Here is a 23,225-nt window from a genome sequence, read left to right as displayed (position 1 = left end):
AACAGCATGGCGAACGGCATGCTCGCAGCCGGACAGATCCTGGTCACCGAATCCGGGGACCAGGTCACGGTCGCCGAGCTCTTCGGCTCGGGCGGCCAGGGCGAGGTCTACCGGGTGCGGACACCGCACGGCGACCGGGCCGTGAAGTGGTACTACCCGCAACTGGCCGACGCCCGGCAGAGGCAGATCCTCGAAGGGCTCATCCACCACGGCTGGGGCGACGACCGGTTCCTGTGGCCGCAGACGGTCGTGATGGACCCGAGCGCCTCCTACCCGGGCTTCGGCTATCTCATGGACGTACGGCCCCAGCGCTTCCACGACCTGCCGGCGCTCTTCCGCCGTGACGCGTCGGTGGCGGCGACCACACTGCGTACGCTCGTCGCCGCCGCGCTGCACACCGTCGAGGCGTACTTCACCCTGCACTCCAAGGGCATCGCCTACCGCGACATCAACTGGGGCAACATCTTCTTCGACCCGGCCACCGGCGACGTGCTGGTGTGCGACAACGACAACGCCGTGGTGGACGGCGAAGCCGCCGCCGTCGCCGGGACGATGGACTTCATGGCGCCCGAGCTGGTACGCGGCGACAAGGGCGCGCTGCCCGGCATCCAGAGCGACCTGCACTCACTCGCCGTCCTGCTGTTCCTGCTCCTGATGAACCATCACCCGCTGGACGGCGCACAGGCGTTGCAGATCCGCTGCATGGACGAGGCGGCCAAGCGCAAGATGTACGGCACCCATCCGCTGTTCATCTACGACCCCGCCGACACCGGCAACAGGCCCGTGCCCGGCGAACACCCGACCGTCATCGCCACCTGGGGCGCGCTGCCGAAGATCCTGCGCGACCTGTTCGTCAAGACCTTCACCCACGGGCTCAACGCACCGTCGACACGGGTCCGCGAGTCGCAGTGGCGGGACGCGCTGAGCCGGGTACTCGACGCGATCACGGTGTGCGCCTCGTGCGGCAGGCAGAACATGACCCAGCCCGACGGTCCCGCACCCGACTGCTGGAAGTGCGGTAACGCAGTGCTGCTGCCCCCGAAGCTCGAAGTCGTCACGGGTCGCGGCGCGCTGCGCACCCGCCGCGGCATCCGGCTCGACCCGAAGGCGCGGGTGTACGCGCACCACCTGGTCGACGACCCGGAGCGGCACGACTTCACCGCCGTGGTGGGGGAGATGACCGAACACCCGCAGCAGCGTGGGCGGTTCGGGCTCACCAACCGTACGACGTCCGGCTGGACCGTCCGCCGCGACGACGGCACGGTCCAGGAGGTCGCCCCCGGCCGCACGGTGGCACTGCGCCCCGGACTGCTGCTGGAGTTCGGCGGCGGGACGGAGGCGGAGGTACACGCCTGAGCGGGGCGGGCGGGGCGGCCGGGACACGGAGTCCGGGCCGCCCCGCCCGATGCCCTGGCGTCTCAGCTGCCGGAGCGGGGGCGCCGGCGGCGCCACCACGGGCGGCCGCGGGGCGCGCCGCCGTTGCCCCAGGGTGTCCACGGGAACGTCAGCAGAGCCAGGGCGCGGCTGTTGCGGGGCGGCTGCGGAGGCGGTTCGGGGACATGCGGCAGGGACGTCGTGGCCGGGACCGTGGGGATCGACACCGCGTCCGGGCGGGGCACCGCGCTCACCTCGATACGGCACGGGCGCCCGGACAGCGGGATCTCGACGCGCCGCTCGGCCAGATAGCGGCTGCGTGCCACCCGCATCTCCCGCCGAAGGCCCTCCTGCTCCCACGCCACCAGCACCAGGACCGCGGGCTCGGGCCAGCGGAACCGCAGCTCCGCCGTACCGGGCGCGAGACGCCGCACGGTCAAGTCCTCAACGGCGCCCGGCCGTTCGACCAGTACGCTCGGTCCGGCAACCGCCCGGTCGCCGAGCACGCTGACCGCCGTCATCCGGACCCGGGACCGCGCCTCGGGCACCACACTGACCGGACCCTCACCCGGCGCCGACCGCGCGGCCGGTGTGCCTGACACATCGTCACCCGACGCCATGGGCAGACCGGGCCACTCCACCAGACGGCTGTTCCCGCGCGCCGGGGGACGCCAGTCGATCGTCACGGTGCCGCCTTCGAGGCTCCGTACGGTGACGTTCTCCACCGGCGACGGCCACTCCACGGACGTCGCCGCCACCCGCAGCCCCGGCGACCACACCAACTCCCCGTCGTCGCCCGGCAGATCGGGTACCGCCGGATAGCCGCAGGAGATCTCGTACAGATACGTTCCCGGCCGCAGCGGGCGGTCCGTGAACCCCTTCCGCCCGGCCGGCACCAGCAGCCCGTCCACCGGCACCCCGTCCACCGGCTGCCCGGACCGGTCCGGCCCCCCGGCCCGGCGCGCGGTCGAGCGCACCGCCCTGAACCCCTTCGCCGCCGGATGCGCGCGCCACTCCAGCCGTACGCCGTCGGGCACCGGCACGGCACGGACCTCCTCCACGTCCGGCACCAGCAGGACGGCGCCGGTGACACGCGGCACCCCCGCCAACTGGCCCCGGCGCAGCGGCAGTACGGCGTACCGCACCCGCCTGCCGATCGGGGCGTCCAGGTCGAGCACCGACAGCGAGCTGTCCGAGTACGGCACCTCGGCGGCCTGCTCCGGCGCGCCGTCCGGGAAGCGCAGCACCCGGTACGACACCGGCCCTCCCCGGTCCTTTCCGGTCCGGGCCGTGTCACGCGGCAGACGCGCCGCCGTCCACCTCAGTGTGACGGCACGCCGCTCGACGCCCACCCGCACCGTCGAGTCGACGGGGGACGGCGCGTCGGGGGAGTGGCGTTCGTCGGCGAGCAGCGTGGCGGCGCCGAGCAGACCTGCCAGCGCGCGGTCGTCGTCGGTCGCCCGCCGTACGGCCGCGAGCCAGGAGACCGTCGCGGCGCGCAGCTCACCGAGCTGCCCGAGCCGCCGCGCCTCCTCCATCAGCCGGTCCACGGCCGCGGCCCGGTCGTTCAGACGGGTCAGGAAGTTCGCCAGCACATGGTCCGTGGGGTTCGACGGCAGGAGGTCGGCGACCCGCAGGGCCTCCCGCAGCCGCTCACCCGGCCAGACCTCGTTGACCGACTCGGCCGCCTCTCGCACCGGCCCCCGGCCCGGAAAGCCCGCCGCGACGGCTGCCGCCAGCGGTGCGGCGTCCGCGCTGTGCACACCCAGTGCCTCCGCCGCCTCGGCGGTCGGCCCGCCGGCCCGGTCCTTCAGCTCGCGGCACACCTGCCACAGCACGATGCGCCGAGGCCCCATCGGATCGTCGCGCACGACGGTCTCCATGGTGTCCATCAGCGCCGCCGCCGTACCGCCACGCGGATCGGTGGAGGTGCGCCACCGCTCGGCCGTCTCCTGGATGTGGCGCAGGTCCACCCGCGTCCACGCCCGCCCCCGGGCCGGGAACCAGAGGCCGTCCAGGATCCGGAACCCGTCGTCCGTCGTCGCCTTCGGCAGAGTCGCGAAGACGCTCGTCCCGGCCTCGACGGCCGGGCCCCGCAGCAGATCGGCGGCATGCCGGAATCCCAACCTGCCGATCACCGAGTCGAGTTCGGCGAAGCCGCGCATACCGGGGAACTGCGGCAGGACGGGCGGTGGCAGCCGCCGCCCCTCCGTACCGCCGCTCGCGCCTTCCGCCCGTGCGCCGGGCCGCCACCGCTCCACGCCGTGGGTCCTCTCGTTCGTCGCGGCTCTCCGGCCGCCCTGTCAGCGGTCGGGGGTCACGGGTCGGGGGTCGGGGCTCAGCGGGGCGAGGTGTAGAAGTAGATCCTGATGATCGCCGTGTTCGACGGTTCACCGAGATCGTGGAAGTCGTCCGTCGCCGTCTTCTTGGAGAACATCTCCGGACGCGCCTTGCTGAGCAGCGAGTTGACGCGGTGCGCGTACTCCGTACCGCCCTGGCTGCCGCCGAAGGTCAGGACCAGCGCGGCCGTGCGCCCCGGCCACTTCTTCGTGCCCTTGTTGATCTGGGCGACGATGTCCTCGCTCGCGCCGCCCTTCACCCGGATCTGCTGAGGCTTCAGCTCCACCGACCTCGGACCGACGGGAGACGGCGTCGGTGAGGGCGACGGGGAGGGAGAGCCGGACGGCGACGGCCCGGCGGCGGGGCGGGCGGCCAGTGGGTCCGGCCGGTCCGCCATCGACACCAGCGCGAGCACCAGCACCAGGTCGGCGAAGAGCCAGCCGGCCAGCATGACGACACCGGGCCGCCCACCGCGCCGTACCCGTCCGGCCAGTTGGCCCACGCGGCGTACGGGACGGCTCACGAGCCCACCCCGTCCTGCGGCGGATACGGCGGACGGGCCGGGCCCTGCTCGGGGATGCCGGGCGTGGTCGGCGCGTCGGGTCCGGTGCCCGCCCCGCCGTTGGAACTCCCGTTGGCGCCGCCGTTCGCGCCGCTCAGCAACAGCCGCTCCGTGGGCGTGTCGTACTCGAATCCCGCTCCGTACGCGCGCCCGCCCGCGAGCGTCGGCGCCGACGCCGAGTCCGGTACCGGATGCGCGGCCGGTTCGGGTGTCACGCCGTAGCCCGCCTCCGGCGCCGTCACGGCCCCGGCCCTAGGCACCGTCAGCCCGCGCAGTCCGGTCTCCAACCGGGCCGCCGCGTCCTGCCAGTGCGCCGCCGCGGCGTCCCAGCGCTCCGTGGCGTCCCGCATCCCGTCGACGGCGTCGTTCGTCCGCCCGGCGCTGTCCACCAGCGCCTTGGACGCGCGCTCCGTGGCCTGCGCCACCGTCTCCGACTTCGTCGCCAGCGTCTGCTGCGCGGCGGCGAGCGCCTTCAGCGACGCCTCCACCGTGTCGCCCGCCGACTTGATCCGGTCGGCGATCCGGCCCGCCGCGGCCTGGTTCTCGGCGCCCGCCTGCGCGGTCGCCGCCTGCCCGCCCCGTACGGCCGCCTCGATACGGTCGGCCGCCGTGCCGAGCTTCGGCAGCTCGCCGGTCAGCGCCAGGGCGGCGTTCTCCAGCGAGGTGGTCGCGTCCTCCAGGGCCTTCGCCGAGCTGACCAGCGAACTGTGACTGCGGTCGGCGCGGGAGGCCAGCGACTCCATACGTGTGGCGGCCTTGCTCAGACCGGCCGTGAACTGCTGCGGAGAGGCGGCGCGATGAGGCACGAGCGCCAGCTGGATCCGGGTGAGCAGCGACGCCAGCCGGCCGAGCGAGTACTCCTGCTCCGCGTTCAGCTTGGCCTCCACCCGGTCCGCGCGCGAGCGGGCGCGCGCGTGCCAGACCGAGAGCACCACCAGAAGGCTGATCAGTACGACCGCCATCAGCGCCACGTTCTCGAAGCGGCCCGTCGAGGAGAGATGACCGCCGAAGCCTGTCTGCCACAGTTGGAGGAACGGCCGGGTCGCCTCCTTGGGATTCTCCTGGCTCAACTCCCCGTAGGCGCGTACCGCTTCCAGCAGCCCGAACCAGGTGATGAGCAGCGGGACGAACACCAGAACGCCCAGCGATGCCTCCAACGCACCGTCCCGGACGGGGCGTTGCCGGATCTCGTCACGCACCACCCGCACGAGCGCCCCGGCGCCCGCCTTGGCCGCCAGCGCCACCCGCAGCTGCGAGCGGAGCGGTGCGCGGGGGACCGGTGGCGGCTGGGCCAGGCTCTCCGGACGTACGTACGCCTGCACCAGATCCACGTCGGCCCATCGGTCGAGACGTGTGTGCTGCTCCAGGTCATGAGCGAGATCGATGAGTTCCGCACGACGCAGTTCGAAGGCGGGCTCGGCGGCGAGGAGCCTCAGTTCCCCTGCCAGTCTCTTCTGCCGCGGGTCCGCCTGCGCCGTGTTGGGTGATACCTGTGCCAACCCTGTTTCCCCCTGAAATCGGGTGCTCCCCGTGAACGCGCACCGTGAGTCGCGGCCCGGTCGCCCACCTCGCCGCGACCTTATGGGGGGACGCCCCCGAGATCGCGGTGGTTCCTCGCGCCGTGCTCCGGTCGTTGCGAAAGTGTGTCGCGCCGGGCCGAGTTGAGGATGCCACACGTGGCATCGCCGCCGTGCCACGATCCCTTCGCACCTGTCGTTGACAGGGGGACGGGGTGGATCTACGTTCTGACAGAAAGCGCTTACTCGGTACTCGGCTCGTTCTAGGGGGAGTGTTGACGCCGTCCCGCACAGGCTCATCCGCAGGTACGGGCACGGCCTCGGGGTTCGCCGGACTGCCCGGCGCCGTCGCCGTGTCGCATCTGACCGTGTACGACTGGGAGGCGGCCGACGGCCTCCGCGGTGGCACCCCGCATCTGCATCTGACCTGCTCGGAAGGGTATGTCGTGACCGCCGGACGCGGCGCCGTGCAGACCCTCACCGCGGAGGGGTTCGAGAGCACACCGCTGGAGCCGGGAGCCCTGGTGTGGTTCACCCCCGGCACGATTCACCGGCTCGTGAACGAGGACGGACTGCGGATCGTCGTACTCATGCAGAACAACGGACTGCCCGAGGCCGGGGACGCCGTGCTGACCCTGCCGTCGGAACATCTGACCGACCCCGAGACGTACGGCCGCCTCGTCCGCGTTCCCGACGGCACCGAGGCCGAACAGGCGGCCTTCGCCCGGCGCAGACGGGACCTGGCGGTCGAGGGGTTCGCGGCGCTGCGCGCGGCCTGGGACGCGGGCGACGAGAAGCCGCTGCTGGACTTCCACCGGGCGGCCGGTGCGCTGGTAGGGCCGAGGCTGGCGGACTGGCGGGCGCGCTGGGAGTCCGGTGGGGCGGAGGCCGCGCGGCAGACCGGCGCGCAGCTCGACCGGCTCACCGAGGGGGACGCGGCCCATCTCGCCGACGCGCGGGTCCATGCCCGACTGCCGCACGCACGCGGGAAGTTCGGGATGTGCGGGCGGCTCGACACATACGCGGTGTGAGGCACGGGCCGGGCGGAGTGGGATGGTGCGCCGGTCGGACCGGCGCACCACACCGTGTCGAATCAGTCGGCGTAGACCTCCAGTTCGGAGAGCTGCGCCGCCGGCCAGCCGGTGTTGGCGGTGACCGTGACCCGTACGTAGCGGGTCGCCGTTCCCGGCAGGGTGACGGTGGCGGTGTTGGCGCTCGACGGGTTGAAGGTGACGCCCGCCGACGCCTTGAGTGAGGTGTAGGTCGAGTTGTCGGTGCTGCCCGAGACGCCGAGTGTCTGCGTACGGGTCTGCCAGGCGGCGGCCGGCGGCAGCTTCAGCACCAGCCGGTCGACGTTCTTCGCCGCGCCGAGATCCACGGTGATGGACTGCGGGAAGGCGTTGTTGGTGCTCTCCCAGTAGGTGTTCGCGTTGCCGTCGACGGCGTTGCCGGGGCCGTACGTCTGCGCCTGGCCGGTCGCGGTGACCGGACGGCCCTCGGCGAGGTTGCCCTCGTCACCCGGCGGGTCGGTCGGCGGGTCCGTCGGGTCCCCGGGGTCGGACGGACCGCCGGGTACGCCGCCGTTGGTCCACTGCGGCGCGGGCCACACACCGGTGCAGGCGGGCGGGTTGGAGTACCAGCCGGAATTGCCGCTGCCGACCTGGGTGATCTGGAATCCCGCGCCCACACAGTTGTGGATCTTGTTGGACTGGGCGATGTTGGTGGCCTTGACGTTCTCGAACGTGGCCTTGCCCGGTGCCTGGATCTGGAGCGCGTAGGTACCCGCGCCGTCGATCTTGATGTTCTTGAAGTTCAGCCCGTTCGTCGCGCCCTCGATCAGATGGATCGCGGCGTACGAGCTGTCGAGTATCTCGGTGTCGGTGATGTTGATCGTGGCGTTGTTGATCGGTTCGTTGAGCCCGCTGAACCACACCGCGCCGACGCCGAACTGCCAGTTGAAGTCGTTGTTCCCGGCCCGGATCAGAGTGTTGCGCGCGGCCGTGTGGGTGCCCGAGACCGCCGTGCCCTGACCGGAGTTGACACCTGGATAGCGGTTGGCGATGTGCAGCCCGCCGCCGTTGGTGATGGTGTCCGACATGACGTTGTCGGAGATGGTGATGTCCTTGCCGCCGTACGTGACGATGTTGTTCGCCAGGATCGGCAGGATCACCGTGTTGAAGGTGAACTTGTTGTTGACGTTCGGGATGTTCTCCGCCCACATGGCCAGACCGTCGTCACCGGTGTTGCGGACGAAGGTGTTGGTGACGGTGGAGTTCGTGACGCCGTAGTGGAAGTTCACACCGTCGGCCGTCTGGTCCAGGATGCGGCTGTTCTTGATGGTGAGGTTGTTCATCGGACCGTCCACCCAGACACCGCACTTGGTGTGCTGCATCCAGATGTTGTCGATGACGGAGTTGGACAGCGCCCCGCCGATGGCGTTGACCTGGTCGTTGTCCACGCGCTCACGGATGTCGCCGATGATGGCGAAGTCCTTCAGGGTGACGTCGCTGCTGCCGCCCTGGTTCGCGTACTTGCCGTAGACGCCCACCGCCTTGCTGCGGTCGGTGGGGTGACGGCCCTTGAGCACGCTGTACCAGGGTCCGGCTCCGGCGAGCGTCACCTTGTCGACCACGATGTGGTCGCGGATCTCGAAGTTGCCCTGCGGGATGTAGACGGCTCTGTTCTGTGCCTGGCCGGCGGCCACCGCCGCCTGGAACTTGGCGGTCGAGTCGGCGGCGCCGGACGGGTCGGCGCCGAAGTCGGCCACGACGTCGAGTGCGCCCGAGGGCTTCGCCTTCGGCGCGTCCACCAGTTCGAAGTCGGCGAGGTCGATGGTGAACGTCGGTGACTGCGCGGTCGAGGACACCTGGAGGCGGACCTTGGTACCGGTCGCCAGGGTCGAGCCGAACATGGTGCGGGTCTCGTCGTAGAAGTGGTGGGGGTTGGTGTCGCCGGGGTTGTTGTTGAACGGGTAACCGCCGTAGTACCAGCCGTACTTGGAGGTCACCGGCACGTTCTTGAGCTGATTGCCGTTGACCCGCACGTCGATTCCGGCGTCCCGGCCGGTGCCCGCGGAGTTGTCGGGCAGCGAGTAACGGAAGGTCATGGCGTTGGCCGGCTTGGTGAGGGTGAACTCCACGTACTCACCGACCGCGTCGAGCGTCACGGCCTGCCGTCCGGAAGCCTCCGAGGGAAGCGATCCGTACAGCCGGTTGGGGCCTATCAGGGTGCCGTTGGTGGCCGCGTACTCGGCCTCGTGCTCCACGAAGGGCACGGTGGCGCCACGGCCGGGGATGCCGACGGGGGAGGGGGCGGGGATCCCGGCGGCGACGGCTGCCGGGGCGGCGGTCATGACGACGGCGGCGGCCGTCCCGGCCACCGCCGTCGCGAAAGCCAGGGAGGCGGACAGGGAGGCGGACACGCCGCGGCGGAGCAGGCGGCGTCTTGGGGGAGGTGTCACAGACATACGTCCTTGCGGCTCGTGGGGACTCTGCGGACGCGAAAAGGGTAAAAGTGGTTCCGCAGGAAGTCTATGAATCTGCGCAAGAAATGAATGCTCAGTCAGAATTCTCATGCGTCCTGGACCGTCTGATTCCCGCTATATCAGCGCAAGTTGGGCTCGAAGGTGATCTCGGGCGGGGTCACCCACGTTGATCACGTGGGTACTTGGCGGGAATCGCGATCACGTCTCGGCCGCAAAACTCTCTCTGATCACAGCAAGAAGCGAAGTTGCGATGGACTGCCACATCGGCCCCTTGCGCGCCTCTTGTGAGCCCTCCGTGGTCGGCCCTACGATTCTTGACACGGGACATGAAACGATTCAATCAAAGGGGCGGGCATGGGCATGGGCTGGACACGCAGAGGTCTCCTGGGCACATCCGTGGTGGGCGCGGGCGCCGGAATCGTCTCGCTCGCCGCGGGTCCGGCGGCCTCGGCCGCCACACCCGCGAAGGGCGGTGGGTCTCCGCGCGGCAACGGCGGCGGGCTGCGCGTCGTCGCCCCGAAGGTGGAGTACGCGGAACACGTCCTCGGCACCGACAATCCCACCCCGCTGCTCTCCTGGGAGCTGACGGCCGACGGCCACGGCGCCCGGCAGAGCGCGTACCAGATCAGGGCCGCCACCGACCCGCACGACCTCGCCAAGGGCCGCGAACTCCTCTGGGACACCGGCAGGGTGACCTCCGGGCGCGCCGTCGCCGTCCCCTACGCCGGACCCGCCCTGCCGCCCCGTACCCGCTGCCACTGGCAGGTGCGCGTCTGGGACGGCGACGGCGACGTCTCGCGCTGGAGCACCGCCGGCTGGTGGGAGACCGCCCTCGGCGACGAGAAGTGGGGCGCCCGGTGGATAGGCGCCGATGCCGCCGCCGCGCCCCCCGGCTTCGACGGCGCGTCCTGGATCTGGTCCGAGGGCGCGACCACCGGCGACGCCCCCGCCGGACCGGCGTGGTTCCGCGCCGCCCTCGATCTCCCCGCCGGCGCCGGAGTCGCACGCGCGACCGTCGTCGCCACCGCCGACGACGACTTCACCCTCCACCTAGACGGCGCTCAGGTCCTGCACGCCCCACAGCAGCAGGACGGCTGGCGCACCGGCAGGACCGCGGACGTCACCGAGGCGGTCAAAGCGGCCGGGCAGCGCGTCGTCCTCGCCGCCGTCGCCACCAACCGGGGTGGCGCATCCGTCAATCCGGGCGGATTCGTCGTCCGTCTCGTCGTGGAGACCACCGACGGGCAGACCCGCGAACTCGTCTCCTCCGGCGACTGGCTGACCGTCAAGAGCGAACAACAGGGCTGGCAGCGGCCGGACTTCGACGACAGCGGCTGGACGGCGGCCACCGTCCTGGCCCCGTACGGCGAAGGCCCCTGGGGCGACGGCGTGTCCGTCTCCCTGCCCGAGGCACCCGCGCCGCTGCTGCGCCGCGAGTTCGCCGTACGCAAGCCGGTCACCCGCGCCCGCCTCTACATCAGCGGACTCGCCTACTACGTGGCCGAGTTGAACGGCCGGCCCGTCGGGGAGCAGGTGCTCGACCCGGCCTTCACCGACTACGACGAGACCGTCATGTACGCCGTGCACGACGTGACGTCCCTCCTGCGCCGGGGCGACAACGCGATAGGAGTCACTCTCGGCCGCGGCTTCTACGGCATGACCACCCCCAACGTCTGGAACTGGCACCGGCCGCCGTGGCACGGCGAGCCCCGCCTGCTGTGCCGCCTGGAGGCCGAGCACCCGGACGGCTCCCGCACCACCGTCGTCTCCGACACCGACTGGCGCATGACCGAGGGACCCACGCTCACCAACTCCCTCTACGCGGGGGAGACCTATGACGCGCGCCTGGCCCCCACCGGCTGGACACGGCCGGGCTTCGACGACGGCGCGTGGCGCGCCCCGGGCGCCCAGCAGGCCCCGAAGGGGGCCCTGCGCGCCCAGCCGCACGACCCCATCGAGATCATCGACACCATCACGCCCACCGGGATCAGCGAACTGCGCCCCGGTGTGTACGTGGTCGACATGGGCCGCACCACCGCCGGCTGGACCCGACTGACCGTCAAGGCGCCTGCGGGCACGACGATTTCCCTCACCCACGGCGAGAAGCTCAAGGACGACGGCAGCGTCCACGCCGAGACCGGACACGTCCCCGGCCGCTTCCAGCGCGACGAATACATCTGCGCGGGCGGCGCGAAGCCCGAGGTGTGGGAGCCGTCCTTCTCGTACAAGGGCTTCCGCTACGTACAGATCGAGGGCCTGCCCGCCCGGCCCGACCCGGCCGACGTGCTCGGCCGGACCGTCCACACCAAGGTCGAGGAGGTCAGCGCGTTCTCCTGCTCCGAGCCCTTCTACGAGACGCTCGACAAGGCCATGCGCCGCACCCTCCTGAACAACCTGCACGGCATCCCGACCGACACCCCCATGTACGAGAAGAACGGCTGGACCGGCGACGCGCAACTCGGCGCGCCCACCCTTGCGTACGGCTTCGGCGTCCACCGCTTCCTCGCCAAGTGGCTGGACGACCTGAAGGACAGTCAGAACGCGGACGGACAACTGCCGGTGATCGTCCCGAGCGGCGGCTGGGGCTACGGCGACCTCGGACCGTCACCCGAGTGGACCACCGTCTATCCGTTCCTGGTGCGGGAGATGTACCGGGTGTACGGCGACGACCGCGTCGCCCGGCAGCACTGGCCGGTGCTGACCCGGTATCTGGACTGGGAGCTGGACCGTCTCGTGGACGGCCTGGCCATCACCGCCCTCGGGGACTATCTGCCGCCCGGCTACGGCGGCAACCCGCCCGAGGACACCCGGCTGACCGCCACCGCGTATCTGCACCGCGCCCTGGTGGGCACCGCCGAGATGGGTGAACTGCTGGGCCACGACGCCGTGGCCGGGCGCTACCGCACGGCCGCCGCAGGGCTCAAGGACGCCCTGAACGCGGAGTTCCTGAACGACGCCGGGCACTACAGCACCGCCAAGGACCCGGACTACCGGCAGACGTCCAACGCGATCCCGCTCGCCTTCGGCCTCGTCCCCGCCGGGGCCCGCGCGTCCGTCGTGGACAGCCTCGTCGCGGACATCAAGGAACGCGGCAACCACCTCAACACCGGGGCGCTGGGCACCAGCGTGCTGCTGCGCGTCCTGTCGGCGCACGGCCACCCGGACATCGCCCACGCCATCGCGACCCGGCGCACCTACCCGAGTTGGGGCTACTGGTTCGACAACGGCGCCGACACCATGTGGGAGATGTGGCAGCTCGACTCCCGCTCCCGCGACCACTACTTCCAGGGCACCGTCGCCCAGTGGCTGTACGAGAACGTCGCCGGTCTGCGCCCCGGCGACGACGGCTACCGCACCTTCACCGTCCGCCCGGACGCCCGTACCGGGGTCAGCTGGGCGCGCACGTCGATCCGTACGGTGCGCGGGCCGGCCTCGGTCGCCTGGTCCAAGGTCGGCCGTGACCTGCGGCTGACGGTGAAGGTGCCGGTCGGGTCGAGCGCGGAGATCCATGTGCCGGCCGACCGGAAGGACAAGGTCACGGCGCCGAAGGGGGCCACGTACGTCCGAACGGAGCCAGGCTTCCAGGTGTACCGCGCCGACCACGGATCGTGGGACTTCGTGGGCCGCGGCTGACCCGAACGGTCCGGTCGCCGGGTCTCAATGGCCGGACGGGCTTGAAGCCCGTCCGGCCATTGAGGACAACCGTGCTGACGGGGCGTCAGCTCCGATGCGTGCCGCCGGCGCGCGGCATCGAGGACTCCCGCACCACCAACTCCGGCTGAAGCACGATCCGTTGATGCCGGTGATCGGCCGCCGACTCCCCGGTCTCCTCGATCAGCAGCTCCGCCGCGAGCCGCCCCATCTGCGAGGCCGGCTGCCGCACCGATGTCAGCGGCACCGCGGCGGCCGACGCGAACTCGATGTCGTCGTACCCCACCAGCGCCATCTCGTCCGGGACGGCGACCCCCGCCCCGTACATCGACTGAAGCACCCCCAGGGCCAGCAGATCGTTCGCGCAGAACACCGCGCTCGGCCGGCTGTGCATCCCCAGCAGCCGCGCGCCCGAGTCGCGCCCCGCCGAGACGTCCAGCCGCTCCGCCTCCACCACCCGCAGCCGGTCGGCCGGCAGCCCGGCCTCCTCCAGCGCCAGCAGCGCGCCCGCCCGCCGGTCACGGCACTGCGAGAGATGCAGCGGCCCGCACACATACGCGATGTCGGTATGTCCCTGGGCGAGCAGATGGCGCATCGCCAGCGCCCCGCCGGTGACATCGTCCACGGACACCGAACAGCCCTCGTCGCTCGACACCACCCGGTCCACGAAGACGAACGGGATGTCCTGCCGCCGGAAACTCTCCAGATTCCGGCCGGTCTCGTCGGTCGGTGTGATCAGCACGCCGCGCACCCGCTGCTCGCTGAAGAGTCCCAGATACTCGGCCTCCTCGCTGCTGCTCTGCGCGCTGTTGCAGAGCATCACCCCGAGTCCGGACCCCCGCGCCACCCGCTCGGCGCCGGTGGCGACGTCCACGAAGAACGGGTTGGCCATGTCGAGCACCAGCAGCGCGATGATGCGGCTGCGGCCCGCGCGCAGATGGCGGGCCGACTCACTCCGTACGTAACCGAGCCGCTCGATGGTGGACAGCACTCTCGCCCGTGTCTCCTCGGCCACCGAGTCAGGCCGGTTGATCACGTTGGACACCGTGCCGACCGAGACGCCCGCCACCCGGGCGACGTCCTTGATACCCACCGATTGCACCATCAGTCAGTGACCTCCACCAGCTCCAGACCGCTCAGACCGCCCAATGCGCGCAGCTCCGGAATGATGTCGCCGGTGGCGAGCGCCCAGTGGTGCCCCACTCCGCTCGCACTCCACGCGTCGGTCCACTCGCCCGGGTCGCGGCCGAAGTCGACACGCGAGGTGGTGTTGCCGATTTCCAGCAGCGGGCCTTCGACCACTTTACCCACCGCGGCGACCAGCCTGTAGCGACCGTCCCTGGACTGGCCGAGTCCCACCAGTGTCACCGGCCCCCGCCGGACGTCGCACTCGACGGACACGCCCCAGCCGCGCTTGCCGTGGTAGACACCGAGACCGCGCAGCACCGGGCGGCGCTCGCAGACGGTGAGATTGGCCGGCCCGTCGTGCCCCATCTCGACCACGCCGTCCCGGAAATTCAGCGCCTGGAGCTCGGTGAAGGTGCCGCCCGCGCCGAGCCGGTCCGTGATCAGCATCGCGAGTGACGTGCGCAGTTCGTACTCCCCGCAGGCGGGGACGCCACGCGCCGTCAGCAGCGAGGAACCGAGGATCATGCCCGCACCGAGGCGTTCGTGGATCTCGCCCTCCAGACCCCGGTGGTAGTACGCCAGCGAGTCCAGCCCGAAGTCGTCCACCAGCCGGTCGAGACCGACCGACACCCTGGCCGCCCACGTCAGGTCCTCCTCGACCACGGAGTCCGCGATCTCGAACGCCGCACGGGTCTCGGCCAGCTTCGCCGTCACCGCCGCGCCGTCGGCCTTCATGGCGCGTACACGCAGATCGTCGAACTCCAGGACCTCCACATGGCCGCCGAGATTCGCCGGCACCATCGTCAGGTCCGTCGACACGTCGTACATGCCGGGATACAGATGGCCCATCAGACCGTGCCGGCCCGTACGCAGCACGCCGCGCACCCCGGCCGCCCTGATCCACCGGCCGATCCGCTCCCACGCCCGCTCGTCCTCCAGATACCCGGAGACGGAGCGGAAGGGCACCCCGACCCGTTCGAAGGCGTTCGCCATCTCCGGCAGGGGACAGGCGCCGCAGTACGCCAGCCACTCGCCGGTGCCGAACGTCGCGTGGTCCATCGCCTCGGTGGGCTGGAGATTGATGAGCAGCACCGGCGCGCCGCTGCGCTGGGCGACGGGCACCAGCATGGTGGCCGTCATATAGGTGGTGAGGAAGCCGACGATCAGATCGCAGTCGGCGGCGCGCAGCTTCTCGGCCGCCGCCGCCCCCTCCTCGGCGTCGGAGATGAATCCGACGTCCACGACCTCGGCATCGAACTCCGTCAGACGGTCCGTCACCCGCTGTGCGGAACGCCTCAGTTGGGGCAGCAGATCGGGGAACTGGGGCCAGTACGCGCCGAGTCCGCCGGAGACAAGACCGATCCGGGTACGGCGAGGCGTGGTCGGTGCGTTCATGGGCGCTGCTCTCACTTTCCTGGCTGGGTCGTGCGGTGATCACCTCAGTCGAGATGGAAGATCTCGGTGAGCGGCACCATCGCGTCGTCCGGTCCCGTGCCGTCCGGCGACTCGAAGTACGGCGCCATCTCCGCCTGCCAGCGGGCGTTGACGTCCGTCGCCGCCATCGCGGCCCGGGCCGCTGCGAAGTCCTCGGTCTCCAGACAGCCGACCAGCAGCCCGTCGTCGCGCAGGAAGAGCGAGTAGTCGCGCCAGCCGGCGGCGCCGAGCGCCGCGAGCATCTCGGGCCAGACGGCCCGGTGACGCTCGCGGTACTCGGCCAGCCGCTCCTGTCTGACCTTCAGTACGAAGCACACACGCTCCACGGGGACCTCAGAAGTCGAAGTCGCCGATGTTCTTCTCGTCGAAGACCGTCGGCGGGCCGAGGATGATCTCGCCGTCCTTGCCCACCGTGTACTCGCCCAGGTCGCCGGCCTTGAACTTCTCGCCCTCGGCCCCGGTGATCTGCCCGGAAGCCAGGGCCGCCGCCGCGTACGTACCGAGGTAGCCCAGCTCCTTGGGGTTCCACAGCGAGAACTGTTCGAGCGTGCCGTTCTCGATGTACTTGCGCATCTGGTTCGGCGTGCCGAGGCCGTTGAGGACGACCTTCCCCTTGTAGGAGGAGTCGCCGATGTACCGCGCCGCCGCCGCGATGCCGACCGTCGTGGGCGAGATGATGCCCTTCAGGTTCGGGTACGCCTTGAGCAGCCCCTGAGTCTCCTGGAACGACTTCTGGTCGTCGTCGTCCCCGTACGCGACCTTGACCAGCTTCATGTCCTTGTAGGCGGGCTTCGTCAGCTCGTCCTTCATGAACTCGATCCAGGTGTTCTGGTTCGTCGCGTTCTGCGTCGCCGACAGGATCGCGATCTCGCCCTTGTTGCCGAGCTGCTCGGCGATGTTGCGGACCTGGCTGCGGCCGATCTCCTCGGAGCTGGCCTGGTTGATGAAGAGCTGACGGCAGTCCTTCGCGGTGTCGGAGTCGTACGCGACGACCTTGATGTTCTGCTTCATGGCCTGCTTGAGCGGGCCGCACACCGCGTTGGGGTCGTTCGCCGCGATCAGGATCGCGTCCTGCTTCTGCTGGATGAGCGTGTTGATGTACGACACCTGCGAGGAGGCGTTCGCGGTGGACGGGCCGACCTCCTTGCCCGTGGAGCCGATCTCCGCGGCCGCCGCGATGCCCGCGTCGTCGACGATCTTCTCGTACGGGTTGTTGATCTGCTTGGGCAGGAAGGCGATCTTCAGGCCCTTCTTGAGCGGGGCGTCCGGATTCGCCTTGGCGTCGGCCGCCTTGGCCGGGCCGTCGTCCTTGACGGAGTCCTTGGTGGTGCCCGAGCAGCCGGTCACGGCGAGCGTCAGGGCACAGAGCGCGGCGGACGCGGCGACGGCTCGGCGCCGGGTGCGCGTCTGCGACAGCGTGGTTGGTGTCACGGTGGGTGCCTTTCGGGAGGGTCGGAACGGGGAAGTCAGATGGCGGCGGAGACCGGGACGGATTCCTCGGCAGCCTTGCGCCGGTGCCGGCGCTCCGCGAGCACGGCGATGATCCGGGGCGTCAGCACGGAGGCGACGAGCAGCAGGCCGGTGACGATCACCTGGATCTCGTTGGAGATGTCGTTGAGGGTCAGCAGATTCGTGAGGAGCCCGATCAGCAGCACACCGGCCACGGCTCCGCCGAGCGTGCCCTTGCCGCCGTCGAAGTCGACGCCACCGAGCAACACCGAGGCGATGACGACCAGTTCGAGCCCCAGCCCGTTGTCGGCGCGCGCGCTGCCGTAGCGCAGGGTGTAGACGATCCCGGCGAACGACGCGACGAGACCGGACACCACGAACAGCGCCAGCTTGAGCCGCTTGACGCGGATGCCCGCGAACCACGCGGCGTCCTCCTGGGCGCCGATCGCGAACAGCGAGCGGCCGAAGCCCGTGCAGTGCAGGGCGATCGCCGTACCGACGGCGAGCACGGCGAACAGCGCGACCGGATACGGGATGAAGGTGCCGGGCACCGTCTCCGTGTACGCCGCGTACCGGGCGTACGTCTCCGGGAAGTCGGCCACCGCCTCGTCGCCGAGGATGACGGACGCGAGCCCTCGGTAGAGCGTGAGTGTGCCGATGGTGACGGCCAGCGAGGGCAGCCCGACCCGTGTGACGAGCCAGCCGTTCAGCAACCCGCCCACCGCGCCCGCCAACAGGCAGAGGGGCACGATCAGTTCGAACGCGAAGCCCGCCTGCCAGAGCGAGCCGGCGAGCGCGCTGGAGAGCCCCAGCATCGAGGCGACGGAGAGATCGACCTGCCCGGCGACCACCAGCAGGGTCATCGGCAGCGCGATCAGCGCGATCTCCGAGACGTCACCGAGAGCGGCCGAGAGATTGTCCGTGTTGGCGAACCCCTCCGTGGTGCCACTGCCGGCGAGGAAGACCGCGATCAGCAGGATGCCGACCGCCGTGTCCCAGCGCAGATACTTCGACAGTGCGGTCATCGTCGGCTCCTCTTCCTGAGCGCGCTGGTGGTACGCACCTGCAAGACGCGGTCGGTGGTGATGGCCGCGAGCAGCAGTACGCCGGTGATGGCCTGCTGCCAGAAGGAGTCGACCTTGAGGACGACCAGTGCGCTGCCGATGGTGGTGAGCAGCAGCGCGCCGAGCGCCGCGCCCCAGACGCTGCCCGTGCCGCCCGTGATGGCGACGCCGCCGACGACGACGGCGCTGACGACCGTCAGCTCCCAGCCGTTGGCCGCGTCCGCGACGACGGTGCCGAAGCGCGCCAGCCACAGTGCGCCGGCGAAGCCCGCGATCGCGCCGGAGAAGGCGTACGCGGCCAGGATCCGGCGCCGTACGGGAATCCCCGCCAGCCGCGCGGCGTCCGGGCTCGACCCGATCGCGTACAGCTCACGTCCACTGCGATACGTACGCAGGAAGTAGCCGGTCGCGGCGAGCACGGCGGCGGAGATCAGCGGCAGATAGGGAATGCCGAGGACGCTGCCGGAGCCGAGGGCGAGCACCCCGTCGGGGACGTTGACGGCGTTGATCTGCTCGCCGTGCGCCCACGCGTGGTCGATGCCCTGGATGATGTAGAGCATGCCGAGCGTCACGACGAGCGCGGGCACCCGGCCGAAGCTGACGAGCGCGCCGCTGACCAGTCCGCAGAGGGTGCCGAGCGCGATGCCCAGCAGGACGACCGTCGGCGCGCTGTGGTCGGTGCCGGAGACGAAATGGCCGCAGGCGAAGGCGGTGAGACCCACGACGGAGCCGACCGACAGGTCGATGTTGCGGGTGATCACGACGACGGACTGACCGACGGCGAGCAGTACCAGGATCGAGGAGTTGAGAAGCAGGTCCTTGATGCCCTGGTCGTCGAGGAAACCGGGGTTGGCGATCCAGGTACCGAGGACGAGCAGCGCGAGCGCCCCGCCGATCGCGATCTCCCGGGCGCGGAAGACGGCGTCGACGAGCGACCGGGCCGACCGGCCTTCCTCGGCCGCGGCCTCCGGGGTGGGCTCCGGGGTGGGCTTGTCGAGCGTGGTGGTCATGGGGTCGGCTCCTTTGCCGCCGTGCCTCCGGCCGCCGAACGCCCGGTGGCCGCGGCCATCACGGTCTCCTCCGTCGCCCGCTCACGGGGTATCTCGGCGGTGAGCCGTCCCTCGTGCATCACGAGGATCCGGTCGGCCATGCGCAGCACCTCGGGGAGATCGGACGAAACCATCAGGACGGCGAGTCCGTCCGCGGCCAGGGACGAGAGCAGGCGGTGGACCTCGGCCTTCGTACCGACGTCGATGCCGCGGGTGGGCTCGTCGACGATGAGTACGGCCGGGTCGGTCGCCAGCCACTTCGCGAGGACGACCTTCTGCTGGTTGCCGCCGGACAGGACGGACACCGGATCGGTCAGCTTGCTGTACTTGAGCTGGAGCTTCACCGCCCAGTCGGCGGCGCGCCCGTGTTCGAGCGCCCGGCTGACCAGTCCCCGGCGGCGCACACCGCGCAGTCCGGTCAGACCGATGTTCCGCTCGATGGACATCTCCATGACCAGTCCGCGCAGCCGCCGGTCCTCGGGGACGAGCGCGAGCCCGGCGTCCATCGCGGCGGTCGGTGAACCGGCGGGCAGGACACGGCCGTCGACCTTCACCTCGCCCGCGTCCGCGCGGTCCACACCGAAGACGGCCTGCGCCACCTCGCTGCGCCCCGCGCCGACCAGTCCGGCCAGCGCGACGATCTCACCGCGCCGTACCTCGAACGAGACGTCCCTGAAGACACCTTCGCGGGTCAGCCGGCTCACGGACAGCACCGTCGAACCGGGCTCGCCCGCCTGCTTGGGATACAGGTCGTCCAGATCCCGGCCGACCATCCGGCGTACGAGATCGTCCTCGGTGAGCCCGTCGAGCGGTTCGGAGGCGACATGGCGGCCGTCGCGCAGTGTGGTGACGTGCGAGCAGAGGCCGAAGATCTCCTCCAGCCGGTGCGAGATGAACAGCACCGCGGCGCCCTCCGCCCGCAGCGTCCGTACGACGGAGAACAGCCGGGCGGTCTCGCTGCCGGTGAGCGCGGCCGTGGGCTCGTCCATGATCAGGACGCGCGCGTCGAAGGAGAGCGCCTTGGCGATCTCCACGATCTGCTGGTCCGCGATGGACAGTCCGCGCGCGGGGCGCTGCGGATCGAGCGCGACCCCGAGCCTGCTCATCAGCTCGGCCGTCGCGCGGTGTACGGCCTTGCGGTCGATGCGCCCGGCGGAGCGCCGGGGCTGGCGGCCCATGAAGATGTTCTCGGCGATGGAGAGGTCGGGAAAGAGCGTCGGCTCCTGGTAGATGACGGCGATTCCGGCGTTCCGGGCGTCGGCGGGGCCGTGGAAGACGACGGGCGCGCCGGCGAGCAGGATGTCCCCCTCGTCGGGTCGGTGGACTCCGGCGAGGGTCTTGATGAGGGTGGACTTGCCCGCACCGTTCTCGCCGGCCAGGGCGTGGATCTCACCTGGCCGCAGATCCAGCGAGACGTCGTGCAGGGCCCGTACGGCTCCGAAGGATTTGGAGACTCCCCTCAACGCCAGGACAGGGGCCGGGCCCTTGTCGGGCTTTTCCATGGCGGGCTCCTCGGCGGGGCTGGGTGTTCGGTGGTGTCGGCGACTCACTCATGAAAGGATTCAACTTTCCCGGAAGCTAGACGGGTCGAGCGGTTCGCGTCAATGGGCGTGCACCGGAAACCCTCGCCTTTTCGGTGTGAAGAGGCGGCAGCTCCACCGTGGGTGGATCGGGGCCTTGACAGGCTGGTTGGCCCAGCTCATCATCGCCCTTGATGAATCGATTCATGGTCTGCCGAATGGAGCGTTGAGAGATGACGAGCCGATCCGACATCTCCGCCGTGCGGGCGGCCCTCGCGACTCAGGCCGTCGAGACGCCGTCCTGGGCGTACGGCAACAGCGGTACCCGGTTCAAGGTCTTCGCCCGGCCCGGTGTCCCCCGTACCCCCGAGGAGAAGCTGGACGACGCGGCCCGCGTCCACGCCCACACCGGCGTCGCGCCCACCGTCGCGCTCCACATCCCCTGGGACAAGGTCGACGACTACGGCGCACTGGGCGCGTACGCCCGCGAGCGCGGCGTGCGGCTCGGCACGGTGAACGCCAATGTGTTCCAGGACGACGACTACAAACTCGGCAGCGTCTGCCACCCGGACGCGGCGGTGCGCCGCAAGGCACTCGGGCATCTCATGGAGTGCGTCGACATCATGGACGCGACGGGGTCACGGGACCTCAAGCTCTGGTTCTCCGACGGCACCAACTACCCGGGCCAGGACGACATCCGGGCTCGCCAGGACCGTCTCTCCGAGGCGCTGGCGGCCGTGTACGAACGGCTCGGCGACGACCAGCGGATGCTGCTGGAGTACAAACTCTTCGAGCCCGCGTTCTACGCCACCGACGTCCCCGACTGGGGGACGGCCTACGCGCACTGTCTGCGCCTCGGCGAGAAGGCACAGGTCGTCGTGGACACCGGGCACCACGCTCCTGGCACGAACATCGAGTTCATCGTCGCGATCCTGCTGCGGGAAGGGAAGCTCGGCGGCTTCGACTTCAACTCCCGCTTCTACGCGGACGACGACCTGATGGCCGGCGCCGCCGACCCGTTCCAGCTGTTCCGGATCATGTACGAGGTGATCCGGGGCGGCGGCTTCACGCCGGACATCGCCTTCATGCTCGACCAGTGCCACAACATCGAGGAGAAGGTCCCCGCGGTCATCCGCTCGGTGATGAACGTCCAGGAGGCCACGGCGAAGGCGCTGTTGGTGGACGCGGAGGCCCTGGCCGCCGCCCAGCGGGACGGCGACGTCCTGGCGGCGAACGCGGCGCTGATGGACGCCTACAACACGGACGTACGCCCGCTGGTGGCCGAGGTGCGCGCCGAACTGGGCGCGGACGCGGACCCGGTGGCGGCCTACCACGCGTCGGGCTACGGGAAGAAGATCGTGGGGGAGCGGGTGGGCGGCGAACAGGCGGGGTGGGGCGCGTAGGCCCTGTCCGGCGGACAGGACCCGGGCGCCCTGGCCCGACTCCCCGGCGGGACCGCCGTCACTCACGATCGGGTGGCGGTTCCGCACTCCTCGTCGTCGGCCTCCATGCGCGCGTCCATCGACGTGCCGCGGTCGTAGGGGTCCACCGCGGGGCCCTCCCCCGAACCCTTGGCCGCCCGTTCGGCGGTGAAGTCGGGAACGAAGTAGCCCGAGAAGTTGTCGCAACCGCCGTTGGTGGCGTCCACCTTGTAGGAGAGGAGGGAGAACGTGCCCGCCTCGGTGATCACCTTCGCCGGGTCGTCCCAGCTCATCACCGTCTCGCGGCGCGCGATCGTGCGCGCGACTTCGTCGCCGCCCGTCCCGGCGCGGACCACCGGGTAGACATAGGTGACGTCGCTGGTCACCTCGACCGCGCCCCGCTTGCCCTCACGGAACGTGAGCTGTCCCCGCGTCCTGACCACATCACCCACCAGCCGCACCTTCGTCTGCGTGAAACGGCTGAACAGCAGCAGAGGGTCGTTCTCCTGACTGGGCTCGCTGAACGCGGCCGCCAGGTAGTCCTGGACATCGCGCTGATGCGGATTGATCAGCGCGATCGCCTCTTTCGGGCGCTCCCCGCGCAGCACATCGGGATCCAGGCTGGACGCGGCGAGGAAACCCAGGGTCCTGTCGAGCGCCTGCGCGACCTGTTCCTTCGTCATCCAACCGGTCGCCCGCGCCTCGGGCACGCTGATCCCGGCCGTCCCGTCGAACCAGTCCGCCGCCGGCGATCCCCTGAAAGGCTGCTCCGGCGTGGGCAGTTGGGATGCCGACTCCACGGCGGGCGACGTACTTCCGCGGTCCCCGAACCATCCGACGACCCGCCCCGGATCCAGCGCCAAGGCCAACAGACCGACCGCGAGCAGCAGTCCGACCACGTGCCACGCCTTGCGCCGTCCGCGCCTGGGTGGTTGGTGAGTCCGCCATCCCGGGGGAGGTCCTGTCTCCTCCCGCAGCCGCCGCCCGACCATCCGGGCCCGCGCCGACGGCTCCACGGGCGCGCTCCGCGTACCGGCCTCGGCATCCCGCAGGAAGCGCTCCCATTCCTCGTCCGGTATGGACGGTCCATCCTTGGACATGACGTTCTCCCACCCCTTTTGCCGCGCGACCGGTTCCTCCCCAGGACCAAGTCGCGATCCGAATATCATCCCACGGCTGATCCACGGGGGCGGCGGCGGTTTATCGCTCCGGGAAGACGTCATGACCGTCAC

16 protein-coding genes are annotated in these 23,225 nt (G+C 70.6%); 4 read left to right on the top strand and 12 right to left on the bottom strand.

The genetic code is table 11. The features are described 5' to 3' along the window. The first annotated feature begins 6 nt into the window (after nucleotides 1-6). Complete coding sequence (locus tag ACFWHU_RS00445) at nucleotides 7-1,356, top strand: protein kinase (RefSeq protein ID WP_387222787.1); 1,350 nt, start codon at nucleotides 7-9, stop codon at nucleotides 1,354-1,356. 62 nt (nucleotides 1,357-1,418) lie between these two features. On the opposite strand, the gene ACFWHU_RS00440 is transcribed toward ACFWHU_RS00445, so the two are convergent. The 3 genes from ACFWHU_RS00440 to ACFWHU_RS00430 form a co-directional block, all read right to left on the bottom strand. Beyond that, complete coding sequence (locus tag ACFWHU_RS00440) at nucleotides 1,419-3,635, bottom strand: hypothetical protein (RefSeq protein WP_387222785.1); 2,217 nt, start codon at nucleotides 3,633-3,635, stop codon at nucleotides 1,419-1,421. 77 nt (nucleotides 3,636-3,712) lie between these two features. Continuing rightward, a complete protein-coding gene (locus ACFWHU_RS00435; protein ID WP_385793274.1) occupies nucleotides 3,713-4,237 on the bottom strand; it encodes a hypothetical protein in 525 nt (174 codons plus the stop codon). Next, the gene (locus ACFWHU_RS00430; RefSeq protein ID WP_387222783.1) at nucleotides 4,234-5,775 is read right to left on the bottom strand and encodes a hypothetical protein; all 1,542 of its coding nucleotides are present in this window, start codon (nucleotides 5,773-5,775) and stop codon (nucleotides 4,234-4,236) included. The genes ACFWHU_RS00435 and ACFWHU_RS00430 overlap by 4 nt, the downstream gene beginning before the upstream one ends. A 293-nt stretch (nucleotides 5,776-6,068) precedes the next feature. Here ACFWHU_RS00430 and ACFWHU_RS00425 point away from each other — a divergent pair, with 293 nt between their 5' ends. Then, on the top strand, nucleotides 6,069-6,824 hold the full coding sequence (locus ACFWHU_RS00425) for a cupin domain-containing protein (protein ID WP_387222781.1): 756 nt from the start codon (nucleotides 6,069-6,071) through the stop codon (nucleotides 6,822-6,824). Between the two features lie 62 nt (nucleotides 6,825-6,886). On the opposite strand, the gene ACFWHU_RS00420 is transcribed toward ACFWHU_RS00425, so the two are convergent. After that, nucleotides 6,887-9,253 (bottom strand): discoidin domain-containing protein, encoded by a 2,367-nt coding sequence (locus ACFWHU_RS00420; protein ID WP_385793402.1) that lies wholly within the window; start codon nucleotides 9,251-9,253, stop codon nucleotides 6,887-6,889. A gap of 384 nt (nucleotides 9,254-9,637) precedes the next feature. Here ACFWHU_RS00420 and ACFWHU_RS00415 point away from each other — a divergent pair, with 384 nt between their 5' ends. Continuing rightward, on the top strand, nucleotides 9,638-12,910 hold the full coding sequence (locus ACFWHU_RS00415; RefSeq protein WP_387222778.1) for a family 78 glycoside hydrolase catalytic domain: 3,273 nt from the start codon (nucleotides 9,638-9,640) through the stop codon (nucleotides 12,908-12,910). 85 nt (nucleotides 12,911-12,995) lie between these two features. On the opposite strand, the gene ACFWHU_RS00410 is transcribed toward ACFWHU_RS00415, so the two are convergent. From ACFWHU_RS00410 to ACFWHU_RS00380, 7 genes are read right to left on the bottom strand one after another with little or no spacing between them, the layout of a single operon-like run. Next, entirely contained in the window at nucleotides 12,996-14,033 is a 1,038-nt protein-coding gene (locus tag ACFWHU_RS00410) for a LacI family DNA-binding transcriptional regulator (protein ID WP_387222776.1), read from the bottom strand. Then, nucleotides 14,033-15,451, bottom strand: coding sequence for an arabinose isomerase (locus ACFWHU_RS00405; protein WP_387222773.1), 1,419 nt, complete (start codon nucleotides 15,449-15,451; stop codon nucleotides 14,033-14,035). Before ACFWHU_RS00405 ends, ACFWHU_RS00410 begins: the two co-directional genes overlap by 1 nt. A 44-nt stretch (nucleotides 15,452-15,495) precedes the next feature. After that, complete coding sequence (locus ACFWHU_RS00400; RefSeq protein WP_387222771.1) at nucleotides 15,496-15,816, bottom strand: L-rhamnose mutarotase; 321 nt, start codon at nucleotides 15,814-15,816, stop codon at nucleotides 15,496-15,498. Nucleotides 15,817-15,823: 7 nt separating this feature from the next. Next, on the bottom strand, nucleotides 15,824-16,921 hold the full coding sequence (rhaS, locus tag ACFWHU_RS00395) for a rhamnose ABC transporter substrate-binding protein (protein WP_385793285.1): 1,098 nt from the start codon (nucleotides 16,919-16,921) through the stop codon (nucleotides 15,824-15,826). A 35-nt stretch (nucleotides 16,922-16,956) separates the two neighbouring features. Next, entirely contained in the window at nucleotides 16,957-17,964 is a 1,008-nt protein-coding gene (locus ACFWHU_RS00390; protein ID WP_385793287.1) for an ABC transporter permease, read from the bottom strand. After that, nucleotides 17,961-19,013: an ABC transporter permease gene (locus ACFWHU_RS00385; protein ID WP_385793289.1), complete on the bottom strand. Its 1,053-nt coding sequence runs from the start codon at nucleotides 19,011-19,013 to the stop codon at nucleotides 17,961-17,963. The genes ACFWHU_RS00390 and ACFWHU_RS00385 overlap by 4 nt, the downstream gene beginning before the upstream one ends. Continuing rightward, a complete protein-coding gene (locus ACFWHU_RS00380; RefSeq protein WP_385793291.1) occupies nucleotides 19,010-20,554 on the bottom strand; it encodes a sugar ABC transporter ATP-binding protein in 1,545 nt (514 codons plus the stop codon). The genes ACFWHU_RS00385 and ACFWHU_RS00380 overlap by 4 nt, the downstream gene beginning before the upstream one ends. Nucleotides 20,555-20,805: 251 nt before the next feature. Here ACFWHU_RS00380 and rhaI point away from each other — a divergent pair, with 251 nt between their 5' ends. Then, nucleotides 20,806-21,975, top strand: a complete 1,170-nt coding sequence (gene rhaI, locus ACFWHU_RS00375; RefSeq protein ID WP_385793292.1) for an L-rhamnose isomerase — start codon at nucleotides 20,806-20,808, stop codon at nucleotides 21,973-21,975. Nucleotides 21,976-22,037: 62 nt separating this feature from the next. Here the strand turns inward: rhaI and ACFWHU_RS00370 are convergent, their stop codons facing one another. Continuing rightward, the gene (locus ACFWHU_RS00370; protein ID WP_387222766.1) at nucleotides 22,038-23,093 is read right to left on the bottom strand and encodes a hypothetical protein; all 1,056 of its coding nucleotides are present in this window, start codon (nucleotides 23,091-23,093) and stop codon (nucleotides 22,038-22,040) included. Nucleotides 23,094-23,225 lie beyond the last annotated feature (132 nt).

The organism is Streptomyces sp. NPDC060366 (genome assembly GCF_042725135.1).
Taxonomy (GTDB): domain Bacteria; phylum Actinomycetota; class Actinomycetes; order Streptomycetales; family Streptomycetaceae; genus Streptomyces.
The sequence above is the reverse complement of the archived record's forward strand: the minus strand, read 5'-3'. Positions and strand labels throughout refer to the sequence as shown.